Source organism: Anaerococcus sp. Marseille-Q7828 (assembly GCF_949769285.1).
Lineage (GTDB): Bacteria > Bacillota > Clostridia > Tissierellales > Peptoniphilaceae > Anaerococcus.
The window spans coordinates 1,170,895-1,191,730 of sequence record NZ_OX458331.1 but is presented as its reverse complement, the minus strand read 5'-3'; the positions used below and the strand labels follow the sequence as shown (position 1 = coordinate 1,191,730).

Here is a 20,836-nt window from a genome sequence, read left to right as displayed (position 1 = left end):
GGTATAAAAAAAGATAGTGCAAAAACACTACCTTAATTAGCATCAATTATTGCTTCGCCTTTATATTCTCCACAGTTTGGGCAAACTCTGTGTTGAAGTTTTGGCTCGTGGCAACTTGGACACTCAACGTAATTTGATCTATTCAAAGTATAAGCTGAGGCTCTTCTTTTGTTTTTTCTTGTTTTTGATGTTCTTCTCTTTGGTACTGCCATCCTTACACCTCCTCTTATCAGTTTTAGCAATCTTTAATATTATATATTGAGTGCCCTTTCTTGTCAAGAGAATTATTTAACTAAATTTTTAGTATCCCTTGCTATCATAAGCTCTTCATTTGTAGCTATAACCATGATTTTAACTTTTGAATCATCAGTTGAAATCACATGTTCTCCACCACGTACATTGTTCTTCTCAGGATCAATTTTGATGCCAAATTGTTCAAAACCTTTTAGGATGTCTGCTCTCATTTCTATTGAGTTTTCACCTATACCACCAGTAAATACTATAGCATCAACTTTTTCGATTTCTGCCATGTATCCTGCGATGTATCTCTTTGCTCTTGTAGCAAACATATCAAGGGCAACTTGAGCTCTTTCATTGCCTTCTTTAGCTGCATCTTCTAGGTCTCTAAAGTCTGAACTTACTCCTGATACTCCAAGTACACCTGATTCTTTGTTTAGGATATTGTTCATGTCACTTGCAGAAACACCATCTTTTTCTTCGATGTATGTTACTACAGCTGGGTCTAGGTCACCTGATCTTGTTCCCATTACCAGACCTTCAAGTGGTGTAAGTCCCATTGTTGTATCAAAAGATTTACCATCTTTTACTGCTGTAATTGATGAACCATTTCCTAGGTGAGCTGAGATGATATTTGTTTCTTCAACTGGTTTTTCAAGTAATTCTGCTGCTCTATTTGTAATATAATTGTGGCTTGTTCCGTGGAATCCGTATTTTCTAATGCCATCTTCTTCATAGTATTTGTAGTCAATACCGTAAAGGAATGTTTTTGCTGGCATAGTTTGGTGGAAAGCTGTATCAAATACTGCTACATTTGGTACATTTGGTAGAAGTTCTTCACAAGCTTTTAATCCCATAAGGTTTGCTGGGTTGTGAAGTGGCGCAAATTTTGCAGAATCTTCGATGATAGCTTTTACTTCATCATTGATTAGTGCTGATTTTGTAGCTTTTTCTCCACCGTGAACGAATCTGTGTCCTACAGCATCGATTTCATCAAGGCTTGATATTACACCATTTTCGCTATCTACTAGGGCGTCAAAAACATGTCCTACAGCTTCTGTATGGTTTGCCATTGGTTCTTCGATGATATATTTGTCACCATCTTTTTTTTGAACTAGACGGCTTCCTTCGATTCCAATTCTTTCAACAAGTCCTTGTACTAATACATCTTCATTTTCCATGTCAAATAATTGATACTTTAGTGAAGATGATCCACAGTTAATTACTAAAATTTTCATTTTGGCTCCTTTTATTTTTAAGTTTCTATATGTATTATACCAAATAAGTACTTTTTACAAAGCTAATATGTATGTCTTATTTCAATTCTTAGACGATTTTTGTCAAATTCTTCATCATTTTCGTCTTTTTTATCAAAAACTTTTATATATATTTCACTATCAGCCTTTGAATCGCCAACACTTACATTGTCTAGAAAAATAAGATATAAGCCATCAATTTCTTTTCTATAATAATGGCCTACTCTAGATATATTAATCGTATAAGTACTATTATCATATTTATATCTCTTATTCCCTATAGACTTTGTTGTCTTTTTTGTTTTTTTACTATCTTCTTCATTATTCTCATCCTCCTCACTTTTCTTGTCATAATCATCTAAAATAATCTCAGCTACTTGGTCGCTATTTTCTTCCATAAAAGTATTCATAATAGATTCTGCCAAATATTGGGCTTGTTTTTTCTCATATAGACCCTTGGCATAGGAAGCAGAGTTTTTCTGCTGGTTGTAGATATAGGTGATGGTCAAGGAGATAATAAATAGAACTAGAAGAGTATAAACTGAGATAAATGCCTTTTTCATAGTCTATTCCCCAAGTAAATCTTGCTTTCGTATCTAAACTTTTGGCTATTTTCATTGATTAATATATGTATGATATTGCCTTCTTCGTATGTGATTTTGGCAGATTGGCACTTTGATATTTTTGATGGCGAATGGTTTTTGCCATTTTGGCTAATGATATTAGTATCGCTATTTTCAGTTGAAATATTATTCATATATACCACAAGTTCACCGTTGCTATGCGAATTTTGCTTGAAATCAAAAACATAAGTATCAAATTGTCCTCCTTCATTTGGATTTTTAACATAGGCCACAAAATTAGTCACACCATTTGGCTCATCTAGTAGATCAATTTTATAGGCACTTCTTACTATATTATCCACATAAAGGCAGGCATAGGAATATTCCTTGTAATCAAGCTCATTTTCATAAGATTTTTCTGTTAGATTTATAGCAATAGAAAATAGTGAAGATACTACCAAGATTAGGACAGAAATTATAGCAAGACTTGCAAGAAGTTCAATTAGTGTAAAACCACGTTTTTTCATCTACCACCTCTATGACCTCAAGTTCAAAATTTTCATACTCTGCTCTTATATAATCTAAATTCTCCCTATAACTTTGTCTATCAATATAAATATCATAGCCATTAATATTTACCAACTTCGATCCGTATGGGCTATCCGAAAAAGATTTCTCCTCTTCAATAGCTGCTTGGAGGGCGTAGACTATTTTTGCCTGGTCCTTAAATTTCTTAGAATTCTCATTGAGCTTACTTAATGCCGGGAGTAAAAACATAGCAATAAGGGCTAAAAATCCTAGGGCAATAATAGTTTCAATTAGAGTAAATCCTAATTTTTTATTTTTTGTACCTAACATAACCCAAACCAACCCTTACTCTTAATTCTACTAGCTTATCGTCATCAGCACCTTTAGGTACATTGATTTTTATCGTACCTGGATACGTAACTGTTCCACTTTTATTAAATCGAATTTTTTTCTCACTATTATAAGAAGAAAAGTAAATATTATCTAAATTTCTTTCTATTTCTGCGTCATTTAAATACTTGGAAGCTCCTAAAACACTATAAGAATTCTTATCAAATATTAATAAGTAATCTTCCCCTGTACTTATGGCCTTCATCTTGGCAAAATCACAGTCATTTATCAACGTTTGCAATTCTATATTTGCCTTGAAATTGTCGATTATGTTAAATCTCATAATTGCAATAGCACTTACAAGAGATATTATCCCAAGAACTGCTACTAACTCTATTAGGGTGAAGCCACGTTTTTTCATATCGGATAACCTCTAAATAAGACTATAATTAAAAAAGCCATAAAAATAAAAATACAAAAAGGTATTTCAATTTTTAAGGACCTGTACTTTAAAAATATAGATATTCCATAGATTGCCCCAAGCCAGATTGATATAAGAACGAACCGTATTATTAAGTCATTTTCTAGAAATAGGAATATGGCTAGGTAAAAATAAATATCTCCATCCCCAATCCCAGCTTTGGATATTAAATAAATCAACAAATAGCTAATAGCAAAGCCTAAAATAATATAGACAAATTTTATATCAAAGCCAATATATAGGTACCTATAAATAAGTCCAATTATTGATAATATACCAACTTGGACCATATAGATGTCGTATGTCTTTAAATCAATCAAGGCTATAATAAGGGCAAGCATTAGGCCAAAAAACAATAAAATAGATCCTAGAATATTTGAATAATCAAAAATTATCGCAAATACTAGCCCTAGGATAAGTTCAACCATAAAAGATTCTAGAGGAATTTTGCTTTTACAATACCTGCACCTGCCTCTTAGAAAAATGTAGGATAATATAGGGACTAAGTCTCTTGCCCTTAGCCTATGGCCACAAGAATCGCAGTGGCTTTGAGGAAAAACTATACTTTCACCCCTGATAGTTCTTAAAACTACAAGATTTGCAAAGGAAGCAAAAGTGCTCCCTATAATAAATATAAAAATTTTAGTTAGCAGCATTATCCGTTTCAGTTTCTGTTTTTACTTCTATATCACCATTCGTTTTTATTGTTACAGTATAGTTTTCACCCAATTCCTTTTTTAAGGCATCTGGTACTTTTGGCCAACTTTGAACGTACTCTTTTTCTTCTCCATCTGGCCAGGTTATATCTTTATCAACCCCATCGGCTAATCTCATAGTAGCTGCTGATTCTAGCATATGTACATTGGCTTTGTGGGCAGAAATTGCTGCTTGTTTCTTAGATTGCTGATATTTTGGTATAGCTATGGCAGCAAGTATGCCAATTATCGCAATAACTATGACAAGTTCAATAAGGGTGAAACCTTTCTTCTTTTTATTTTTCATATAAGCTCCTTTTTATATTGCATTTACTGAATCAAATATCGGTATGGCAATTGAAAAAACTACAAATCCAACTATTATGCTCATAAAAATAATCATAAGTGGTTCTGCAAGATTGGCTATTCTCTTTAGTTTATATATGTAATCGTTGGCATAATATTGGCTTGCTTTCTGCAAGGCCTCAAGCAAGTTTCCACTATCCTCTCCTATCTTAATCATCGATTTAAAAAGTGGACTAAAATCTTTTTTATCTTCAATACTATTTGATAGGGTCAATCCATGATCCAAATCCCTTATAATTTTATCTATCTCAGCTTTTATATATGTATTTTTAAAGGACTCTTTTATAAGTCTTAGCGAGTCATTTATTTCAATATCGCCAGATCTTAGTATAAATAACAAAGATGATATTTGATATTCTAGCTTTTCCTGCCTAAGATTTTTAAATGGGCCATGTTTATAATGCAAGCTATCTATTTTATAGGCCACATCCTCGTCTTTTTTTAGTATTAGGATTGAAAATACTATAACCAAAACTATAAGCAGGATTAGAAAGCCATAATTATTAATAAATTCACTTACCGCCAATAATATCATTGTAGCTCTTGGCAAACTTTGGCCACTTTCTGCAAAGAGATTTTGAAATGTAGGCAAGACAAAATTTAGAATAAGTACAACTATCAAAATCGTCATAGCGAAAAGAACAATTGGATAAGTCAAGGCTTCTTTTATAGTGGACTTATTCTTATCTTCTTCTCCAATATAAGTTGATAAATCATCCAAAATGTCTGAAAACTTGCCGCTTTTATCACCACTTTTAATAAAGGCTATGATCATAGGATTAAAATACTTTTCATTGTTGGTAAAGGCTTCATATATGGATAGGCCTCTATCTAAATCTCCATTCACACTTGCCAGTGCCTTGGTAAGATTCTTGTCAACTTTCTGCCTTTCGATTATTTTTAAACTAGTATCAATTGCTATTCCAGAATTTAGCAACAATGATAATTGTTTTAAAAACAAGGACATAACCCTGCTGTTAATTTTTTGAGGGATAATGTCCTTGTTTAATATATCTTTTATTTTATTAAGATCATTCACTTTTTATACAGATAGTAACTCTTTGTTTTTCTTATCAGCAACTTCTTCTAGTAATTTAATATTCTTATCTGTGATATTTTGAAGTTCTTCTTCTAGTGAAAACCTATCGTCTTCTGTTATGTCGCCAGATTTTTCTGATTTTTTGACTTCATCCATAGCATCACGTCTTTTGTTTCTTACAGATATTTTCGCTTCTTCTGCATACTTGTTAACTTCTTTGGTATATTCCTTACGTCTTTCTTCTGTAAGTACTGGGAAAGGAAGTCTTATCACTTCACCATCGTTTTGTGGGGTTATACCAATATTAGCTTTCAAAATAGCATTTTCTATTGGACCAATATTTTTTCTATCCCAAGGCTTGATGACTAGAAGTCTTGCTTCTGGGATTGAAACAGTTGCAGCTTGGTTGATTGGTGTTTCAGTTCCATAATATGAGAATGTAATACCATCCAAGATAGATTCGCTTGCACGGCCTGCCTTAATATTTGCTATTCTTGTCTCAAAAGATTCAACAGCTTGCTTCATTTCTTTATTAGCTGTATTTTTAATCTGATCGTAATTCATTAAAATTTCTCCTTTACAATTGTACCAATATCTTCTTCCTCAGTAAAAATCCTCACCATATTCTTAGGATCATCTATACCAAATGCTATTAGTGGCATATTATTATCCATAGCAAGGCTTGATGCAGTTGTATCCATAATCTTTATTTCTTGTTGGAGGATTTCTTTATAGGTTAGCCTATCGTATTTTATGGCATCGTCATAAATATTTGGATCCTTGTCATAAATTGCATCAGTACCAGTCTTACCTAGAAGTATTACATCGGCATCTATCTCAAGAGCGCGTAAACTTGCAGTAGTATCAGTTGAAAAATATGGTAGACCTGTTCCAGCAGAAAAGATAACAATTCTTCCCTTTTCCAAGTGTCTTATAGCACGTCTTCTTATATATGGTTCTGCAACTTCTTTCATATCAATTGCAGTCATAAGACGAGTATCAAGGCCCATCTCTTCAAGAGAACCTTGAATCCTAAGACCATTCATAACTGTTCCAAGCATTCCAATATTATCAGAGCTTGCCCTATCGATAGTAGTACCAGATCTTCCTCTCCAGAAGTTGCCACCACCAACTACAATTGCTATTTCAACACCTAGCGAATGTAGTTTTTTGATAGATTGGCAAATATTTTCAATAACATTATCATCAAATCCAAAGCCCCTATCACCTGCTAGGGCTTCACCGCTTAGTTTTAATACAACTCTTTTAAATTTTTGCAAAACACCCTCCTATTAATATAAATTATAACCTATTTTGAAAATTTTTAACAGAGTAAAAGATAAATTATTTTATTATGCTTTGAATTATTATTAAAATTCATATGATATATTTAAGATTTTCAATGTTATTAATGGTCCATTTTTATTTAACCAAAATATACTATATGCTATAATTATATTGCCTATTAATTAATAGGTGAAAGGTGGTGATTAAACTTGTTTACTTCCATCTTGGAAAATTTTATTTTTCCCTTGCTAGTAGGAATAATATTAATTGCAATAAGCAACTATCATTCCAAAAACAAATCGAGTAGGAGAGAGATGATTAATTCATCTACCGACCTCTCACACCACCGTACGTACGGGTCCGTATACGGCGGTTCTACAGTTTAATATGAACTTTATTGTAATAGCTGACTAGGGACATATAACCCCTTTCAGCTATTCTTTTGTTGTTAAGAGCTCTGCTTAGTACTGGGCTTTTGGCTATTCTCCAATAGGATCTGCGTGTATTTACCCATTTCCAAGCTTGGAATTTTTCTGTTCCTAATTTTACTAAGTTTGTAAATTTAGTTTTTACTTTCTTCCAGCCTTTCCATGCACACATTCTGATTCTTCTTCTTAACCATTCGTCTAGTTTCTGAAGATGCTTTCTCATATTTGCTAGTTTGAAATATTGAATCCATCCTCTTATGATTTGGTTGATTTTTATTCTTCTTTGCCTATAGCCTAATGCATTACTTCTACTTGTTACTGCCTTTAGTTTTGCTTTTAGTTTCTTTAAGCTTTCTTTGTGTACTTTTAATTGGGTTCCGTTGTTTTGGTAAAAGCCATATCCCAAATATTTTGTTTGACTTAATTTTCTTATTGAGGTCTTCTCCTCGTTAACTTTAAGTTTTAATTTTCCTTCTAACAATTTCTTGACTCTTTTGTAGTATCTTTCGGCTGCTTTTCTATTTCTTGCGAATATTAGCATGTCGTCTGCATATCTTACATATTTGTATCCCCATTTTTCAAATTCTTGGTCAGCTTCATTTAGGTAGATGTTTGCTAGTAGTGGGCTTAGGGGTCCACCTTGTGGTACTCCTTTGTCTGATTTTACTTTTATTCCATCTATCATTATTCCTGATTTTAGATATTTGTGTATTAGGGATATTACTTCTCCATCTTTTATTTCTTCTGATAGGATTTGTATGAGTTTAGATTGGTTTACTGTGTCGAAGTATTGTTCTAGGTCTAAGTCTACTACCCAAGTATATCCTTCGTCTGCTATTTCTTTTATCCTTTTTAGGGCATCATGGGCACTTCTATTCGGTCTAAATCCATAGCTGTTTTCTGAGAATTTCTTTTCATAGATTGGGCTTAATACTTGTGCTATTGCTTGTTGTATTACCCTATCTGTTGTTGTGGGTATTCCTAGGTTTCGTTTCTTACCATTTGATTTTGGTATTTGTACTCTTTTTACTGGTTTGGGTTTGTATTTCCTTGCTCTTATTTGTCCTAGTATTTTATCTTTGTTTTCTTTTAGATGTTCTAGGAGTTCTTCTGTTGATATTCCATCTATTCCTGCTGAGCCTTTATTGGATTTTACTCTTTTAAAGGCTTCGTTTAGGTTGTTTTTATGGAGTATTTTTTCTATCAGTTCATTTTTGGTATTTTCTTTTGAGTTAATCTTATCATGACTGTGTCCAGCTATTTTATTTTCACTTTCCGAGCTATCTTTGATTAGTCTGGTTGATTTTCTACAGTCTTTGTCATGATTAGTTTCTTTCATAATTTTATACCTCCTGTAGTTCAGTCCTTCCTAGTTTTTTTTCTAGTACTATGACTTCTGCTGACTTCTCACTATTAGTTGTTACTACTGGTTTGCTAGTGAGACCTCCTCGGGTAAGGGCATATTCTTTCCTCTCATATATCTGCCACATTTACATTTACGTATTCCGTGTAGCTATTGGACTTTACTTTGTTACGCAAGCTTATCCTACGTAACTGCCTGATGTGATTTCTGTTCGTCAGACCAAGAGTTTGCCTAGGGCTTCCTTCAGATTCCACCTCACGGTGGACACCCTTGCCTTTGGCTATGTGTTTCCCACTACCGGGTACACTTAGGACTTTCACCTTTTAGAATATGCTCGTGCCGAGCGCACGTAAATCAAAACTACCAGCTTAGCTGGTAGTTTGCACAGCGCCTAGAAGGCGCAAATACCGGCACGCCCCTATTGGGGCTCCGAGTATTATCTCCACATGCACCACTTTCGCAGCTTCTGCTTAAGCAGTTTATTTATTGCTTCTTTTTACTGACTCTCCCGTAAACGGGTCATAGTATTCCTTGATACTTATTTGATCCGCATAATAGTCTTCTTTTAGTTGATTTTGTATATATTCTTTTATCATTTTCTCATTTCGCCCTACTGTATCTACGTAATAACCTCTACACCAGAAATGTCTGTTTCCATATTTATATTTTAAGTTTGCGTGTCGATCAAATATTATTAGTGAACTTTTTCCTTTTAGATATCCCATTATTTCTGAGATACTATATTTTGGTGGTACTTCTATAAGCATATGGACATGATCTGGGCACAGCTCCGCTTCTATTATGTTTATTCCTTTTCTTTGACATAGTTCTCGTAGTATTTGACCTATGTCTTTTTTTAGTTTCCCATATATTTCTTGTCTTCTAAATTTCGGGGCAAATACTATATGATATTTACATCTCCATTTTGTATGTGATAAACTATTGTTGTCCAATTTATTCTCCTTGTTTTTATTGTGCATGTGGTTATCACAATTATATTACAAGTGAGAATTTTTTGGTCTTGAAGCTAAAGCTTAATCCCTCCACCTGCATAGCAGGTGGTTTTTTGTTTCGCTCACATTCGTTCGCTCAACTCACTTAAGTGAACGCAAAGAAAAAGACAGTAGTGGTCGCTACTGTCTTTTTTGATTCTATGAAGAATCGTATACTTTCTGTTACCTTGTGCTGTGAGCTTCAAGGGCTTTTTTAGATGAAAAGAGGTTGCATCTCTTATCATCATTATATTACAATCAACTTATTTTTCAATTAGTATAAACAAAATCAATAAAAAAAGTAACCATTGAAAATCAACGATTACTTTCATATTATGGTGCGGGATAAAGGACTTGAACCTTCACGAGAAATTCTCACTAGATCCTAAGTCTAGCGCGTCTGCCAATTCCGCCAATCCCGCATGGGGTGAGTAGTGAGATTCGAACTCACGGCCTCCTGGGCCACAACCAGGTGTCTTAACCAACTGGACCATACCCACCAGGTCATTACCCTATCTAGTATACACTATATAAAATATATGTCAAGTTTTTCTTAAATAAATTTTACAATAGCTTTACTAGCACAAGGCCTCAATATTTAACTGCAAGATATATTATATAATCTTATATCTTATGTGTCAAGTTTTTTATTAGATTTTTTATTTAAATGTAAATTAAACTTTTAGTAGTAAAATAAATCTAGAGGTGAGATGATGAAAAATAAGAAGACATTACTAAAAATTTTTGCAATAGTTATAGCTATAGCTATGGTTGCTCCAATTATATATAATGCTTATATTTCAATAGCTAGCATATGATTATTGAAAAAATAGATTATTCTGATAAATACAATCTAATTATCCTAACCATAGCTGGAGAAGAATTTTCTATAACTTATGATTTTTTTAATGATTTGAATTTATCTTTAGAAGATGAGGTCGATTTTGATACATATAAAGAAATTTTAAAAGAAAATCAATATAATATGGCTAAAAATTTTGCTCTAGGAAAAATTTCCTATAGTCAAAAAACTTCTTTTGAGCTCGAAAAATTACTTAAGGATAATGATTTTGATGCTGATGCTATTAATAAGACTATAGAGTTTTTAAAATCTTTCAAGCTAATAGATGATAAAGCTTATGTAAAATCATTTATAAACGACAAGAGCAATATATCAAAGTGGTCAAGAAATAAGATTCGCTATGCCTTGAGGTCGAAAAAAATTGATGACCAGCTTATAGAAACTTATCTATCATATATATCAGATGATGAAGAATTCCAAAAGGCCTATGATTTTGCAGTAAAAAAATCTCGTGGAAAAACGGACTATGATAATAAACAAAAAGTTTACAGGTATCTTTCTTCAAAAGGTTTTGAATACGATATTATATCTAGGGTCATCGGGGAGATTTTCCAATGACTTACGGCTATGTTTATATCTTAAGATGCAAGGATAATTCTTTGTATACTGGTTGGTGTATGGACCTTGAAAAGAGAATAGCTCTTCATAATTCTGGCAAGGGTGCAAAATACACTAGATCAAAAAGACCATGTAAACTTGTTTATTATGAGGAGATTGATAATAAATCTGAAGCTCTAAAAAGGGAAATAGCTATCAAAAAATTAACAAAAGCAAGAAAAGAGGACTTGGTTCGAAGTTTTAACAAATCATAAACTTCAAACAAGTCCTTTTTCTTATTTTCTAAAACTCATTTTTAACTTTTCAAAAAAGCCCAATTTTGCAATAGCTACAGCATTGCCATTAACTAAATTTTCTATAACATCCTTAAAATACTGTCCATTTTTTACAGTACCTAGAAATCTTGCACTTTTCCCATCAATAGCTTGCTTATGATTTCTTATATCATAATCCTCATCTGCTTTATTTATGAAAAATGTATCAGCAGTGATTGTACTATTAACTTGATTTTGACTAATTATCTCTACTGTTGTTTTTTCAGTTAAGAAATCTGGATTTACTTCATCTAAGATTATATAATCGTATGAGACTTCAGATAGAAGTTTATTTAAATCCTCACTTGCTAAATCATATTTATCTTCCAAAAGAGGGCTAATTATAAAGTCTAGATTGTCAGTTTCATGGACTATAATCTTATCTAGACCTGCCAAAGATGAAAAATAATCAGCTAGGTCATAGGTTATCATCCCATCTTTTTGAAAGAAATCTTCAATATTAGAATTGGCGTTTCTTTTGGCCTGAATTAAAAGCACCTTGCCGTTTTTTTGTAAGTATTCGGCAAGATTTACAGCAAAATCTGTTTTGCCTATTCCATTTTCACCTTTTATAACGTAAACTTTCATATTCCCCCCTGATTATCATCAAGATTTTCCATATTTTGGTTATTACCATTAATCTCGTTTGTAATATCGGTAATATTATTATCTAAATTTTCTATCAAATCACCGCCTTGGTCTGGAACGTTGTCGCCAAACTGAGCAGTGTCTACATTTTCCGGGCTTTCGTTTTGGTTTGATGAGTATACATTCAAATCAAAATATTTGGCTACTATATCTCTCATTATAGGCGATACATTGTAAGAGGTATCCCCTTGGGTTAGGATAATGCTTATGGCGATTTCTGGATCATCATATGGTGCAAATCCAACCATCCACGCATAGGAATCATATCCTACTCCATCAGCGTTCTTACCTTCTACTTCTGCTGTACCCGTTTTGATACCAATTTCTACTGGAAGTTCGCTTAGTATTTTGTTGTTTTGTGCTACAAGCAAGGCTCCATATTTGATATCTTCTAAGTATTTTCTATCTTTTAATTCTATCCTTGTTCCCTCAGTGACATTATTAAATAAAATATCTCCTGAATCGTGGTTGGTTACCTTATCTACTAGGGTGAATTTGTTTAGATATCCTCCGTTTGTAAGAGTTGCTATGGCCCTATTCATTTGTAGTGGAGTATAGGCATTTTGCCCTTGGCCCATAACTATATTTAACATATCCGTTATATCCCACTCAGCTTGGTTTAGGTAGGTATATTTGATTGTGTCTGCAAGTCCTGCCCTCTCTCCTTCAAGGATTAGTTCAGGATCATATCCTCTTTCATCTAGGAATTCTATAATCTTGTTACGATTCCATTCCTTTGGATTATCTGTAAAGTTTACTATATCTAGAACATCATTTTCAAATTCACTTCTTGATTTTTTGACTTCATCCTTTAGGTGGAGAGGAAGATTTTCATCAAGATATGCTTTTAGCATGGCCCTAGTTATTTGAATTTTCTTGTCAATTGATGGAATATTACCTGATGATTCTTTAGGTATATTTATTTCTACACCAGTGACTTGATCTAGGCCAAGTTTTTCTGCTGCAATTCTAATATCATTTAGTTCAAGCTTGGTTCCTATAGACTTGCCGTCTCTAGGGTTCTCACCAAGGGCTAGAACATAGAAATAAAAGTTGTTAGAATCTCTTATGGCTCCGTATAAGTTTTCCTCACCTTGGGTAATTCCATATTCTGTCCAAGCAAGGTTGTTAAATCGTCTATTTCCTATTTCAATATAACCGTAGTCAGTGATTACAGCTTGAGGGTCTAGGCCATTTTCCAAGGCAGCAAGAGCTGTTACAAGTTTAAAGGTAGATCCTGGCATGACAGCACTTTGACTAGCTATATTTAGCATCGGTCTTGGTACAAGTGGACCACTATCTTCTGGTACTTGTAAGCTTTCCCAGTCTGATTGAGAGATACCTGTTGAAAATAGGTTCGGATCGTAGTCTGGCAAACTTGCCATAGCCAAGACCTCACCAGTTTTGACATTAGATACTACTACCGCCCCACTTTCGGCATAGGCTGCTCTCCTTAGAGGTCTAAATATTCCATATTCTGATTGGTAGTCTGTACCCTCTCTAATTGCCTTTAAAACTCCTGCTAGGGATTTTTCGGCTTGTTCTTGAAGATCAGCATCAATGGATAAGTATAGGTCATCTCCTGGTTCTGATGGTGACTGTGATATAGTTTGCTTTCTATTACCTGCTGAGTCAACAGTCACTAGGCTCTTGCCATTTTTCCCTTTTAGGTTGTCTTGGTAGGACTCCTCTATACCAGTTTTACCTATGATTTCATCTCTCAAATAGTCTCTTTTTTTGACATATTTGTCCATTTCTTCTTCTGTGGCAATTGGTCCCATATAGCCCAAAATATGACTTGCTAGGTACCTATTTGGATAAGACCTTATAGGAATAGTATTTACATCTATTCCAGATGTCGCTTTTATATTTTCCTCGATTTTTAATACGGTTGATTCGTCGATATTATATACCAAGCTTATTGGCCTATAACCGAAGTTGCCTTGTCTATTTACTTGGTTATCAATGGTAAGAATACCAACAGCTTCAAGGTCTGAGAAATTTTCCAAGCCATTAATTTTTTTAAGATAGTTTAATATTTCCTTAGGATCTTTCTCTTTGTTTAAAACTTCGACAACTTTTTTTCTTGGATTGACCTTATCCTTTGCTGCATAGTAAGTGTAGAAATTGTCTTTTTCTATGTTAAAAGTGTAGTCCCAATCTTTTGGGTCATCTTCACTTACATCTATGTTCGGATATATATTATTCTTTGTATTGGCATTTTGAGCCATATATTTTATATCTTCTGATAATATAAGTGGTTTTAGTAGGCCGTGTTCATCTGCTAGCCTTGCTAGTTCATCTACCGGAGAGCCAGCTTGGGCATTTCTAAATTTAACATTTACCTTATAAAGATTTCTGTCATCTTCTGTATCAGTGATTACTTCAGTATCAAAGTTTGCATAGATGCCCTTATTTTCCAACTCTTGGATAAGGATATCTGCAGGTATAACATAAGCCCCATCGTCTTTGACAATAGCTTGGGTCAAGACGTCTTTTATTGTAGAAGATTTTACTATCTCATAGAAATCATCACTAGGAGTACTTTCGAGACTTATTTCAGGATAGGCTTTTGAAAGCTTAGCCTTTTTCTCTATCAACTCCTCATCGGCTTTTACTGCATAATCTTTTAGAGTAAGGCTTCCAAGTAGGCCTCTTTCATTTAATATATTATAGGCAAGAATTCTCGCATTTGAGTTCTCAAGTATAGATAGCAAAACAGACTTGTCGTTGCCAACAGCTCGTACTACTACATCTATAGGATTTTCATCTATAGAATAACCAGAAGACTTTAATTTTTCTTCTGAATTTTCCTTAAAAGTAACTTCTAAGTTTCCGTCTTTTTGGCTTACGTGAGCAGGTATATCTATTCCGCGTTTTTTAAGAGCCAAGAGGGCTGTTTTTATTGTCTCATATTCTATATTTTCATCTTTAATAGTTGATGTTAGAAAATCATAGATTAAATCATTATCTATAAGAGTTGATACAACAAGTTCATTTGGCATTTGCCCTAAGATAAAGTAGTCTTCGTTTCTCTTATAAGCAAAAGAATTTAGCTTTATTGCAAAGCCATCAGTATAGTTTACCCCATCTTCTTCTAGGATATCTACAAGCTTAGAAATGCTATCAATTCTATCCTCATCATCAAGTTTTAATAACTGGTCCTTATAAATTTGTACAGCAAAAGCAGGTACACTTGTTGCTAAAATTTTGCCGTTTCTATCATATATATTTCCACGGCTAGCAATCTCGTCTACCTCTTTAACTTTCCTGTTATCTGATAAGTCCCTGTAATAATCTCCTTGGCTGATCATAACTGTGTATAGTCTTGCTACAATTGCAAGGAGAGCTATTACAACCAGGACTTGGATAAGTATTAATCGTCTTTCTTTTTGTTTTCTCACTTAAAGACCACCCCTACATCCTGTATGTTGGTATATACATAACTTTTTTTACTAGATTTATATAAATCAAATAAATCAATGAATTTAGTAAGGCTTCAACAAGCAGTGGTATTGGAAGATATGTGCCCAATGTAGTTTTGCTCGTAAAAACATAGTAAATCAAATTAATCAAAAAGAAATTAAATATGCTAGCAAAAAAAGTTGATATAGCTCCACTTGGTTTATCTTTACTAATATTCATCACATCACTTGCAACAAAAGATCCTATCAAAAAATATGATAAGGCTCTAACCCCTATGAAGCTAGTAAATAAAAAGTCTTCAACAAGGCCAATAATCAAAGCTCCAAAGCCACCAATTTTGTAGCCCAATATTTGAGAAATTGCGACAATGGCTGGGATAATTATGTTGATATTTGCTCCAAATATATTTATCTTAGAAAAAATAGTAGTTTGTAGGATAAATGATATAAGTAAAATCAAAAATGTTTTAAATTTATTCATTCATTCCTCCATCTTCTTTTGTATTATCCTTAGTTTCATCAGATTGATATTCACTTTTGCCACTTAATACCAAAACCCTATAAAGGTGGTTGAAGTCGACTGGTGAATCTATAGTTATATTTTTTCTAAGGGAATCTTGGCTCATTGAAACATTTGAAATTGTACCAATATATATACCATATGGGTAGACTCCACCTAGGCCAGAAGTTAGAAGTACATCCGAGTTTTTGGCTCCACTATCTACATCTAGCATATAACCTTGGATAGTTTTTGATGTAAACTTATCTATAACTCCATAGTCATTGCTTCTAGCGTTGATAAATGAAACATCATTTGCCTCATTATTTATAGTCACTACTCTAGCTGTATTCTCAAAAACTTCAGTAATCTTGCCTACAAGGCCTGTATAATAGTCACTTTCTCCTATAGCTTGAAGGATGATGTCATTCTTTTTGACTCCATCTTTTTTGCCCTTATCGATGGTAAAATTGGATGTCATAGAATTTAAATCAGTATTTACAACGCTTGCCTTCAAGTATTGGTTGCCAGAAGAGCTTATGGCGTCTCTTTCCTCTTTTAGGAATTCTTCCTTATTTATAATAGTATTTAGCCTAGCATTTTCTATTTCTAGGGCCTTATTTTCTGCTTCTAATTTTTCAACTTGACTTCTAGTTTCTCTTGATCCAACTGTTCTTTCAACTTGGCCCATAATCTCTGATGATATGGAATAAGTCACTTTCTCTATTGGCTTAAAGATTGTATTTGCCAAGTTTGATCCTGCACCAGAAATTGTATCTGTTTGGGAAGAAATTATTATTAGCAAAACTAAAATACCTATAGTTATTAAAAAAGATTTGTTAGTTTTCTTTACTCTTTTGTAAACCATTTTTACCTACTTACGATATTTCAAAAATCTATCAGGTTCTTCTAGAATTTTTCCTGCCCCAAGTATTGCATCAAGACCAGGCTCTTCTGATATGTATGAAGAAATCTTAAGCTTAGATTCTATATATTCTCTGATTCCCTTAAGATTTGCAAATCCACCTGACAAATAGAATCCATCTCTTCTAATGTCTCCTGTTAGCTCTGGCGGAGTCTTTTCTAAAACTTCATAGATCATATTCATTACTTCATCAGCATAAGTAATCACAGCTTCCACTAGATCACGGCTCTTTACTTCTACTGTCTTTGGGCTTGCTGAAATCATATCTCTACCATCAACATCCATTGACAAATCTCCATCTTTGACTCTAAGACTTAGGATATTATTTTTGATATTTTCAGCAGTATTCTTCCCTATATCTAGTTTCTTATTCTTCTTAAATAAGTCAATAATGGCCTCATCTATATAGTCTCCTCCCTTTTTAAGAGAAGCATTGGTAACTATGCCATTTAAGGAAAGGACAGATACTTCTGTAGTGCCAGCTCCCATGCTAACCATAAGTATGGCCCTAGGGTCATCTGGAGATAATCCCATGCCGAAGGCTTGAGCTAGGGTTTGTGGGGCTAAGATTATTTCTCTACTACCAGCATGCAAGGCTGCATCTTCTATAGCCCTAGTCTCTATATCTGTAATCCCATCTGGTATTGAAATAACAACCTTTGGTTGGATAAGGCTCATACCAGGATTTATCTTATTAAAAAAATAATTTAACATTGCTTCAGTCAAGTTAAAATCAGTTATAACACCATTAACTATTGGTTTTACAACGTGGATGTTAGATGGAGTTTTGCCAAGCATTTCCTTGGCTTCGTTTCCTACAGCCAAAACTTTGGTAGAATTCTCATCTAATACCATCAAAGAAGGCTCGCTTAAAACCAATCCTTCATTTTTTTTGTACACTGAAACAGTGCTTGTTCCTAAATCAATTGCAAAGTCATTTGCAATCATCCTAAATTTCATTTATTATTTGCTCCTATATGTCATTCTCTTTTTTAAAACTATAATAATCATTTTCTCCTATTATTATATGGTCAAGAACATTAATATCTAATAAATTGCCAGCTTCTACCAGCCTTCTGGTAATATTATAATCTTCAGCTGAAGGTTTTGGATTACCACTTGGGTGGTTGTGAGCAAAAATTATTGATTTTGCAGATTTTTTGATAGCTGGCCTAAAGGCTTCCCTAGGGTGGACAAGGGATGAATCCAAAGTCCCCTTACTTACTAGTTCTTTAGATATTATAACATTTTTTGTATCAAGAAGGATAGCATAAAAGAACTCATTTTTCTTATCAGCTAGCTCTTCTTTTAGAAAATTGTAGATATCTTCGCTTTTTTCTATTTTTGTTATAGATCTCTGGTTGACTCTTTTGGCTATTCTCTTGCCAAATTTTAAGGATGCGACAATTTTGCTGGCCTTGGCAGCTTTGATTCCATTTATCTTAGTAAGTTCATTTACTTCTATGTCGTATAATTCCTGGTAGGAAAAATTTGCTAGTATTTCTCTTGCTAGTTCAATGGCGTTTTTTTCTTTGGTGCCAGTAGATAATATTATGGCCAAAAGTTCTTCATCGCTTAGTGAATCTGAACCCTCTTTAATCAGCTTTTCTCTTGGCCTGTCAGATAAATCAAAATCTTTAATCGTCTTTTTCATTATTAATATCTCCAAGATTTAATTTCTTCATATGGCTAGTTACGTAATTTACGCTAAGTCCAACAAAAAAACTTGTGAAAACTCCCATTATTACAAGGGCTGGAAAATATATAATCATCTTTACATTGCCCATAAATACCATAGCAACAAGTATCTGTCCAAGATTGTGGAAAAACGCACCAATCTCGCTTATACCTATAAAACTTGTGATTTTTGATAGGTATTTTAGGGCGATAGCCATGGCTATGGCTGACAATATTGCTCCTGCTATAGAATAGAAAAATGCAGAAACCGATCCTGTTATTAGCATCAATAGAAAAGACTTTAAAACCCCTACCAGTAAAGCTGATTTGAAACCATACATATAAAGGGTGATTAGAATAATCATATTTGAAAAGCCTAACTTTGCCCCTGGTATTGGAACTGGCAATGGAATCATATGCTCAAGTAAAGATATGGCAAGAGCCATAGCTGTAAGCAAGGCTATATTTGTTACATTTCTTATATCTTTCATCGGTTCACCCTATCTATACTATCATCTTCTTTTGACTTATCTATTACTTCTACATAGACTCTATTTGGCAAGCATATGATTGTTTCACCATCAACATTAATCTCTCTCATATGAACGCAAATTTGATCCCTACAATTTGCTTCTTTCATATAAGCCTTGCCATCTTTGATGACAACCTTGTTATACTTACCATCGCCATCTAGCACTATCTCTTTATCAACATCAAGTGGGTACTCTCCCACAAGTTTTGAATTGTGTTCTATCCTTATATATTGACCTTCTTCTTTGCTATTAAAGCTTTGAAAATAAATGGCCAACAAAAAACTTAATATCAATAATCCTAGGGATATAAATATATCTCCTTTTTTAAATTTCATATAAATACCTCATTATATGAGTTTACATTTTATATAATTTAATGTCAATTTTAAGGCCAAATCTAGGGAAAAAAAATAAACCGGATAACCGGCTTATTTTTGCTAATTAATTAAAAACTTCAATACATTTGTTTGGACATTTTTCTGCTGCTGCTTTTAATAATTCTACGTTCAATTCTGGATTGATATTTTCTACTGATAAGTTTTTCTTCATTTCAAAACCTTCAGGATAAGTTTTGGCGCAAAGTGTACAAGCAATACATGCTTTGTCACATTTTTTCCTAGCATCCTTACCTTTTTCTTGGTTTGAACATAAAACTACAGCTTTTTGATCGTATGGTACAAGTGTTATGATGTCTTTTGGACAAGCTTTGACACACTTACCACATGCTACACATTTGTCACGATCTACTTTGGCAACTCCATTATGTACGTGGATTGCATCAAATGCACATACATTTTCGCAAGTTCCACAGCCAAGGCAGCCAAAGTTACATTCTTTTTTACCACCAAATAAAGCTATTTGAGCTCTACAATCGGTAAGTCCAGAATATTCAAACATATCTTTAGCACTGTCGCAGTCACCATTACATTTTACAACGGCAACTTGTCTGTTGTCGCTTCCTGTTGCTTCCACTCCCATTGCACTTGCTACCAAGCTTGTTGTGGAAGGTCCACCTATTACGCATGCATTTACTGGTGCTTCACCTTTTGCTATTGCTGCTGCACATCCATCGCATCCTGGATAACCACAGGCACCACAGTTTGCACCTGGCAAGGCATTTCTTACGGCTTCTTCTGTAACTGATGTTTCTACTTTAAATTTTGAACTTATTAGACCAAGGGCAATAGCAAATAAAAATCCTAAGGTCCCTAGAACTACAACTGGTAATAATATCTCATTCATAAATGACTCCTATAATCCTGCAAAGCCCATAAATGCTATTGACATAAGTCCTAGAGTAATAAGACTCATTGGCGCACCCTTAAAGGCTTCTGGAGTATCATTTTCTGCAATTCTTTCTCTTATGTATGATAGGATCATCATAGCTAGCATAAATCCTAATGATGCTGCTAGGGCATAAACAATAGTTTGAAGCAAATCATATTGGTTTGTAATAGTTTTTATAGCTACGCCTAGTACTACACAGTTAGTTGTAATTAGTGGTAAGAATACCCCCAAAGCTCCATATAAGCTAGGCATATTTTTCTTCATTACAGCCTCTACTGATTGTACTAAAGATGCTATAACTAAGATAAATACTACAGTTTGTAGATACTCAATATTTAGTGGTTCTAGTAAGTAATATTGGATAAACCAAGTTACTATAGAAGCAAGAGTTATTACAAATATTACAGCAAAACTCATACCACGAGCTGTTTCAACTTTACTGGTTACCCCTAAAGTTGGGCAAATTCCTAAGAATTGTCCTAATACATAGTTTGATACAAATATTGCACCAATTATTATTGATATTAAATCTGACATATACAC

General features: G+C 33.7%; 25 protein-coding genes and 2 tRNA genes. 2 read left to right on the top strand and 25 right to left on the bottom strand.

What is annotated here, in order from left to right:
* Positions 1-32: 32 nt before the first annotated feature.
* The 15 genes from rpmF to QNH69_RS05540 form a co-directional block, all read right to left on the bottom strand.
* On the bottom strand, positions 33-212 hold the full coding sequence (rpmF, locus tag QNH69_RS05610) for a 50S ribosomal protein L32 (protein ID WP_044565509.1): 180 nt from the start codon (positions 210-212) through the stop codon (positions 33-35).
* 72 nt (positions 213-284) lie between these two features.
* Positions 285-1,475 (bottom strand): acetate kinase, encoded by a 1,191-nt coding sequence (locus tag QNH69_RS05605; RefSeq protein ID WP_044565508.1) that lies wholly within the window; start codon positions 1,473-1,475, stop codon positions 285-287.
* A gap of 62 nt (positions 1,476-1,537) precedes the next feature.
* Positions 1,538-2,056, bottom strand: coding sequence for a hypothetical protein (locus QNH69_RS05600; RefSeq protein ID WP_282929578.1), 519 nt, complete (start codon positions 2,054-2,056; stop codon positions 1,538-1,540).
* Positions 2,053-2,583 (bottom strand): prepilin-type N-terminal cleavage/methylation domain-containing protein, encoded by a 531-nt coding sequence (locus QNH69_RS05595; RefSeq protein WP_282929577.1) that lies wholly within the window; start codon positions 2,581-2,583, stop codon positions 2,053-2,055. Before QNH69_RS05595 ends, QNH69_RS05600 begins: the two co-directional genes overlap by 4 nt.
* Positions 2,555-2,914: a type II secretion system protein gene (locus tag QNH69_RS05590; protein ID WP_282929576.1), complete on the bottom strand. Its 360-nt coding sequence runs from the start codon at positions 2,912-2,914 to the stop codon at positions 2,555-2,557. The genes QNH69_RS05595 and QNH69_RS05590 overlap by 29 nt, the downstream gene beginning before the upstream one ends.
* Positions 2,895-3,335, bottom strand: coding sequence for a prepilin-type N-terminal cleavage/methylation domain-containing protein (locus tag QNH69_RS05585; protein WP_282929575.1), 441 nt, complete (start codon positions 3,333-3,335; stop codon positions 2,895-2,897). The genes QNH69_RS05590 and QNH69_RS05585 overlap by 20 nt, the downstream gene beginning before the upstream one ends.
* Positions 3,332-4,051, bottom strand: a complete 720-nt coding sequence (locus QNH69_RS05580; RefSeq protein WP_282929574.1) for an A24 family peptidase — start codon at positions 4,049-4,051, stop codon at positions 3,332-3,334. The genes QNH69_RS05585 and QNH69_RS05580 overlap by 4 nt, the downstream gene beginning before the upstream one ends.
* Entirely contained in the window at positions 4,038-4,397 is a 360-nt protein-coding gene (locus QNH69_RS05575) for a prepilin-type N-terminal cleavage/methylation domain-containing protein (protein ID WP_282929573.1), read from the bottom strand. Before QNH69_RS05575 ends, QNH69_RS05580 begins: the two co-directional genes overlap by 14 nt.
* A 12-nt stretch (positions 4,398-4,409) precedes the next feature.
* Positions 4,410-5,495, bottom strand: a complete 1,086-nt coding sequence (locus tag QNH69_RS05570) for a type II secretion system F family protein (protein WP_282929572.1) — start codon at positions 5,493-5,495, stop codon at positions 4,410-4,412.
* 3 nt (positions 5,496-5,498) lie between these two features.
* Complete coding sequence (gene frr, locus QNH69_RS05565; RefSeq protein WP_282929571.1) at positions 5,499-6,059, bottom strand: ribosome recycling factor; 561 nt, start codon at positions 6,057-6,059, stop codon at positions 5,499-5,501.
* Positions 6,059-6,775 (bottom strand): UMP kinase, encoded by a 717-nt coding sequence (gene pyrH / locus QNH69_RS05560; RefSeq protein WP_044565498.1) that lies wholly within the window; start codon positions 6,773-6,775, stop codon positions 6,059-6,061. Before pyrH ends, frr begins: the two co-directional genes overlap by 1 nt.
* A 382-nt stretch (positions 6,776-7,157) precedes the next feature.
* Complete coding sequence (ltrA, locus tag QNH69_RS05555) at positions 7,158-8,549, bottom strand: group II intron reverse transcriptase/maturase (protein ID WP_282929570.1); 1,392 nt, start codon at positions 8,547-8,549, stop codon at positions 7,158-7,160.
* 503 nt (positions 8,550-9,052) lie between these two features.
* On the bottom strand, positions 9,053-9,553 hold the full coding sequence (tnpA, locus tag QNH69_RS05550) for an IS200/IS605 family transposase (RefSeq protein WP_084593708.1): 501 nt from the start codon (positions 9,551-9,553) through the stop codon (positions 9,053-9,055).
* 348 nt (positions 9,554-9,901) lie between these two features.
* A tRNA-Leu gene (locus tag QNH69_RS05545) sits at positions 9,902-9,987 on the bottom strand.
* A 1-nt stretch (position 9,988) separates the two neighbouring features.
* A tRNA-His gene (locus QNH69_RS05540) sits at positions 9,989-10,065 on the bottom strand.
* Between the two features lie 314 nt (positions 10,066-10,379).
* Between QNH69_RS05540 and QNH69_RS05535 the strand changes: the two genes are divergently transcribed.
* Together QNH69_RS05535 and QNH69_RS05530 are read left to right on the top strand one after the other, a co-directional pair.
* Complete coding sequence (locus QNH69_RS05535) at positions 10,380-10,985, top strand: regulatory protein RecX (protein ID WP_282929569.1); 606 nt, start codon at positions 10,380-10,382, stop codon at positions 10,983-10,985.
* Entirely contained in the window at positions 10,982-11,239 is a 258-nt protein-coding gene (locus QNH69_RS05530; protein WP_282929568.1) for a GIY-YIG nuclease family protein, read from the top strand. Before QNH69_RS05535 ends, QNH69_RS05530 begins: the two co-directional genes overlap by 4 nt.
* Before the next feature lie 21 nt (positions 11,240-11,260).
* On the opposite strand, the gene QNH69_RS05525 is transcribed toward QNH69_RS05530, so the two are convergent.
* The 10 genes from QNH69_RS05525 to QNH69_RS05480 form a co-directional block, all read right to left on the bottom strand.
* Complete coding sequence (locus QNH69_RS05525) at positions 11,261-11,887, bottom strand: hypothetical protein (RefSeq protein ID WP_282929567.1); 627 nt, start codon at positions 11,885-11,887, stop codon at positions 11,261-11,263.
* Complete coding sequence (locus QNH69_RS05520; protein ID WP_282929566.1) at positions 11,884-15,351, bottom strand: penicillin-binding transpeptidase domain-containing protein; 3,468 nt, start codon at positions 15,349-15,351, stop codon at positions 11,884-11,886. Before QNH69_RS05520 ends, QNH69_RS05525 begins: the two co-directional genes overlap by 4 nt.
* A gap of 13 nt (positions 15,352-15,364) precedes the next feature.
* Positions 15,365-15,853 carry a rod shape-determining protein MreD gene (gene mreD / locus QNH69_RS05515; protein ID WP_282929565.1) on the bottom strand — a complete coding sequence of 163 codons (489 nt, stop codon included), beginning with the start codon at positions 15,851-15,853 and terminating at the stop codon, positions 15,365-15,367.
* Positions 15,846-16,739, bottom strand: coding sequence for a rod shape-determining protein MreC (gene mreC, locus QNH69_RS05510; RefSeq protein WP_282929564.1), 894 nt, complete (start codon positions 16,737-16,739; stop codon positions 15,846-15,848). Before mreC ends, mreD begins: the two co-directional genes overlap by 8 nt.
* A 6-nt stretch (positions 16,740-16,745) precedes the next feature.
* Positions 16,746-17,756, bottom strand: a complete 1,011-nt coding sequence (locus QNH69_RS05505) for a rod shape-determining protein (protein ID WP_282929563.1) — start codon at positions 17,754-17,756, stop codon at positions 16,746-16,748.
* 13 nt (positions 17,757-17,769) lie between these two features.
* Positions 17,770-18,450 carry a DNA repair protein RadC gene (gene radC / locus QNH69_RS05500; protein ID WP_282929562.1) on the bottom strand — a complete coding sequence of 227 codons (681 nt, stop codon included), beginning with the start codon at positions 18,448-18,450 and terminating at the stop codon, positions 17,770-17,772.
* The gene (locus QNH69_RS05495; RefSeq protein WP_282929561.1) at positions 18,434-18,964 is read right to left on the bottom strand and encodes a Gx transporter family protein; all 531 of its coding nucleotides are present in this window, start codon (positions 18,962-18,964) and stop codon (positions 18,434-18,436) included. The genes radC and QNH69_RS05495 overlap by 17 nt, the downstream gene beginning before the upstream one ends.
* On the bottom strand, positions 18,961-19,341 hold the full coding sequence (locus tag QNH69_RS05490; RefSeq protein ID WP_282929560.1) for a NusG domain II-containing protein: 381 nt from the start codon (positions 19,339-19,341) through the stop codon (positions 18,961-18,963). The genes QNH69_RS05495 and QNH69_RS05490 overlap by 4 nt, the downstream gene beginning before the upstream one ends.
* 106 nt (positions 19,342-19,447) lie before the next feature.
* Positions 19,448-20,248 carry an RnfABCDGE type electron transport complex subunit B gene (locus QNH69_RS05485; RefSeq protein WP_282929559.1) on the bottom strand — a complete coding sequence of 267 codons (801 nt, stop codon included), beginning with the start codon at positions 20,246-20,248 and terminating at the stop codon, positions 19,448-19,450.
* A 9-nt stretch (positions 20,249-20,257) separates the two neighbouring features.
* On the bottom strand, positions 20,258-20,830 hold the full coding sequence (locus QNH69_RS05480) for an RnfABCDGE type electron transport complex subunit A (protein ID WP_282929558.1): 573 nt from the start codon (positions 20,828-20,830) through the stop codon (positions 20,258-20,260).
* Positions 20,831-20,836 lie beyond the last annotated feature (6 nt).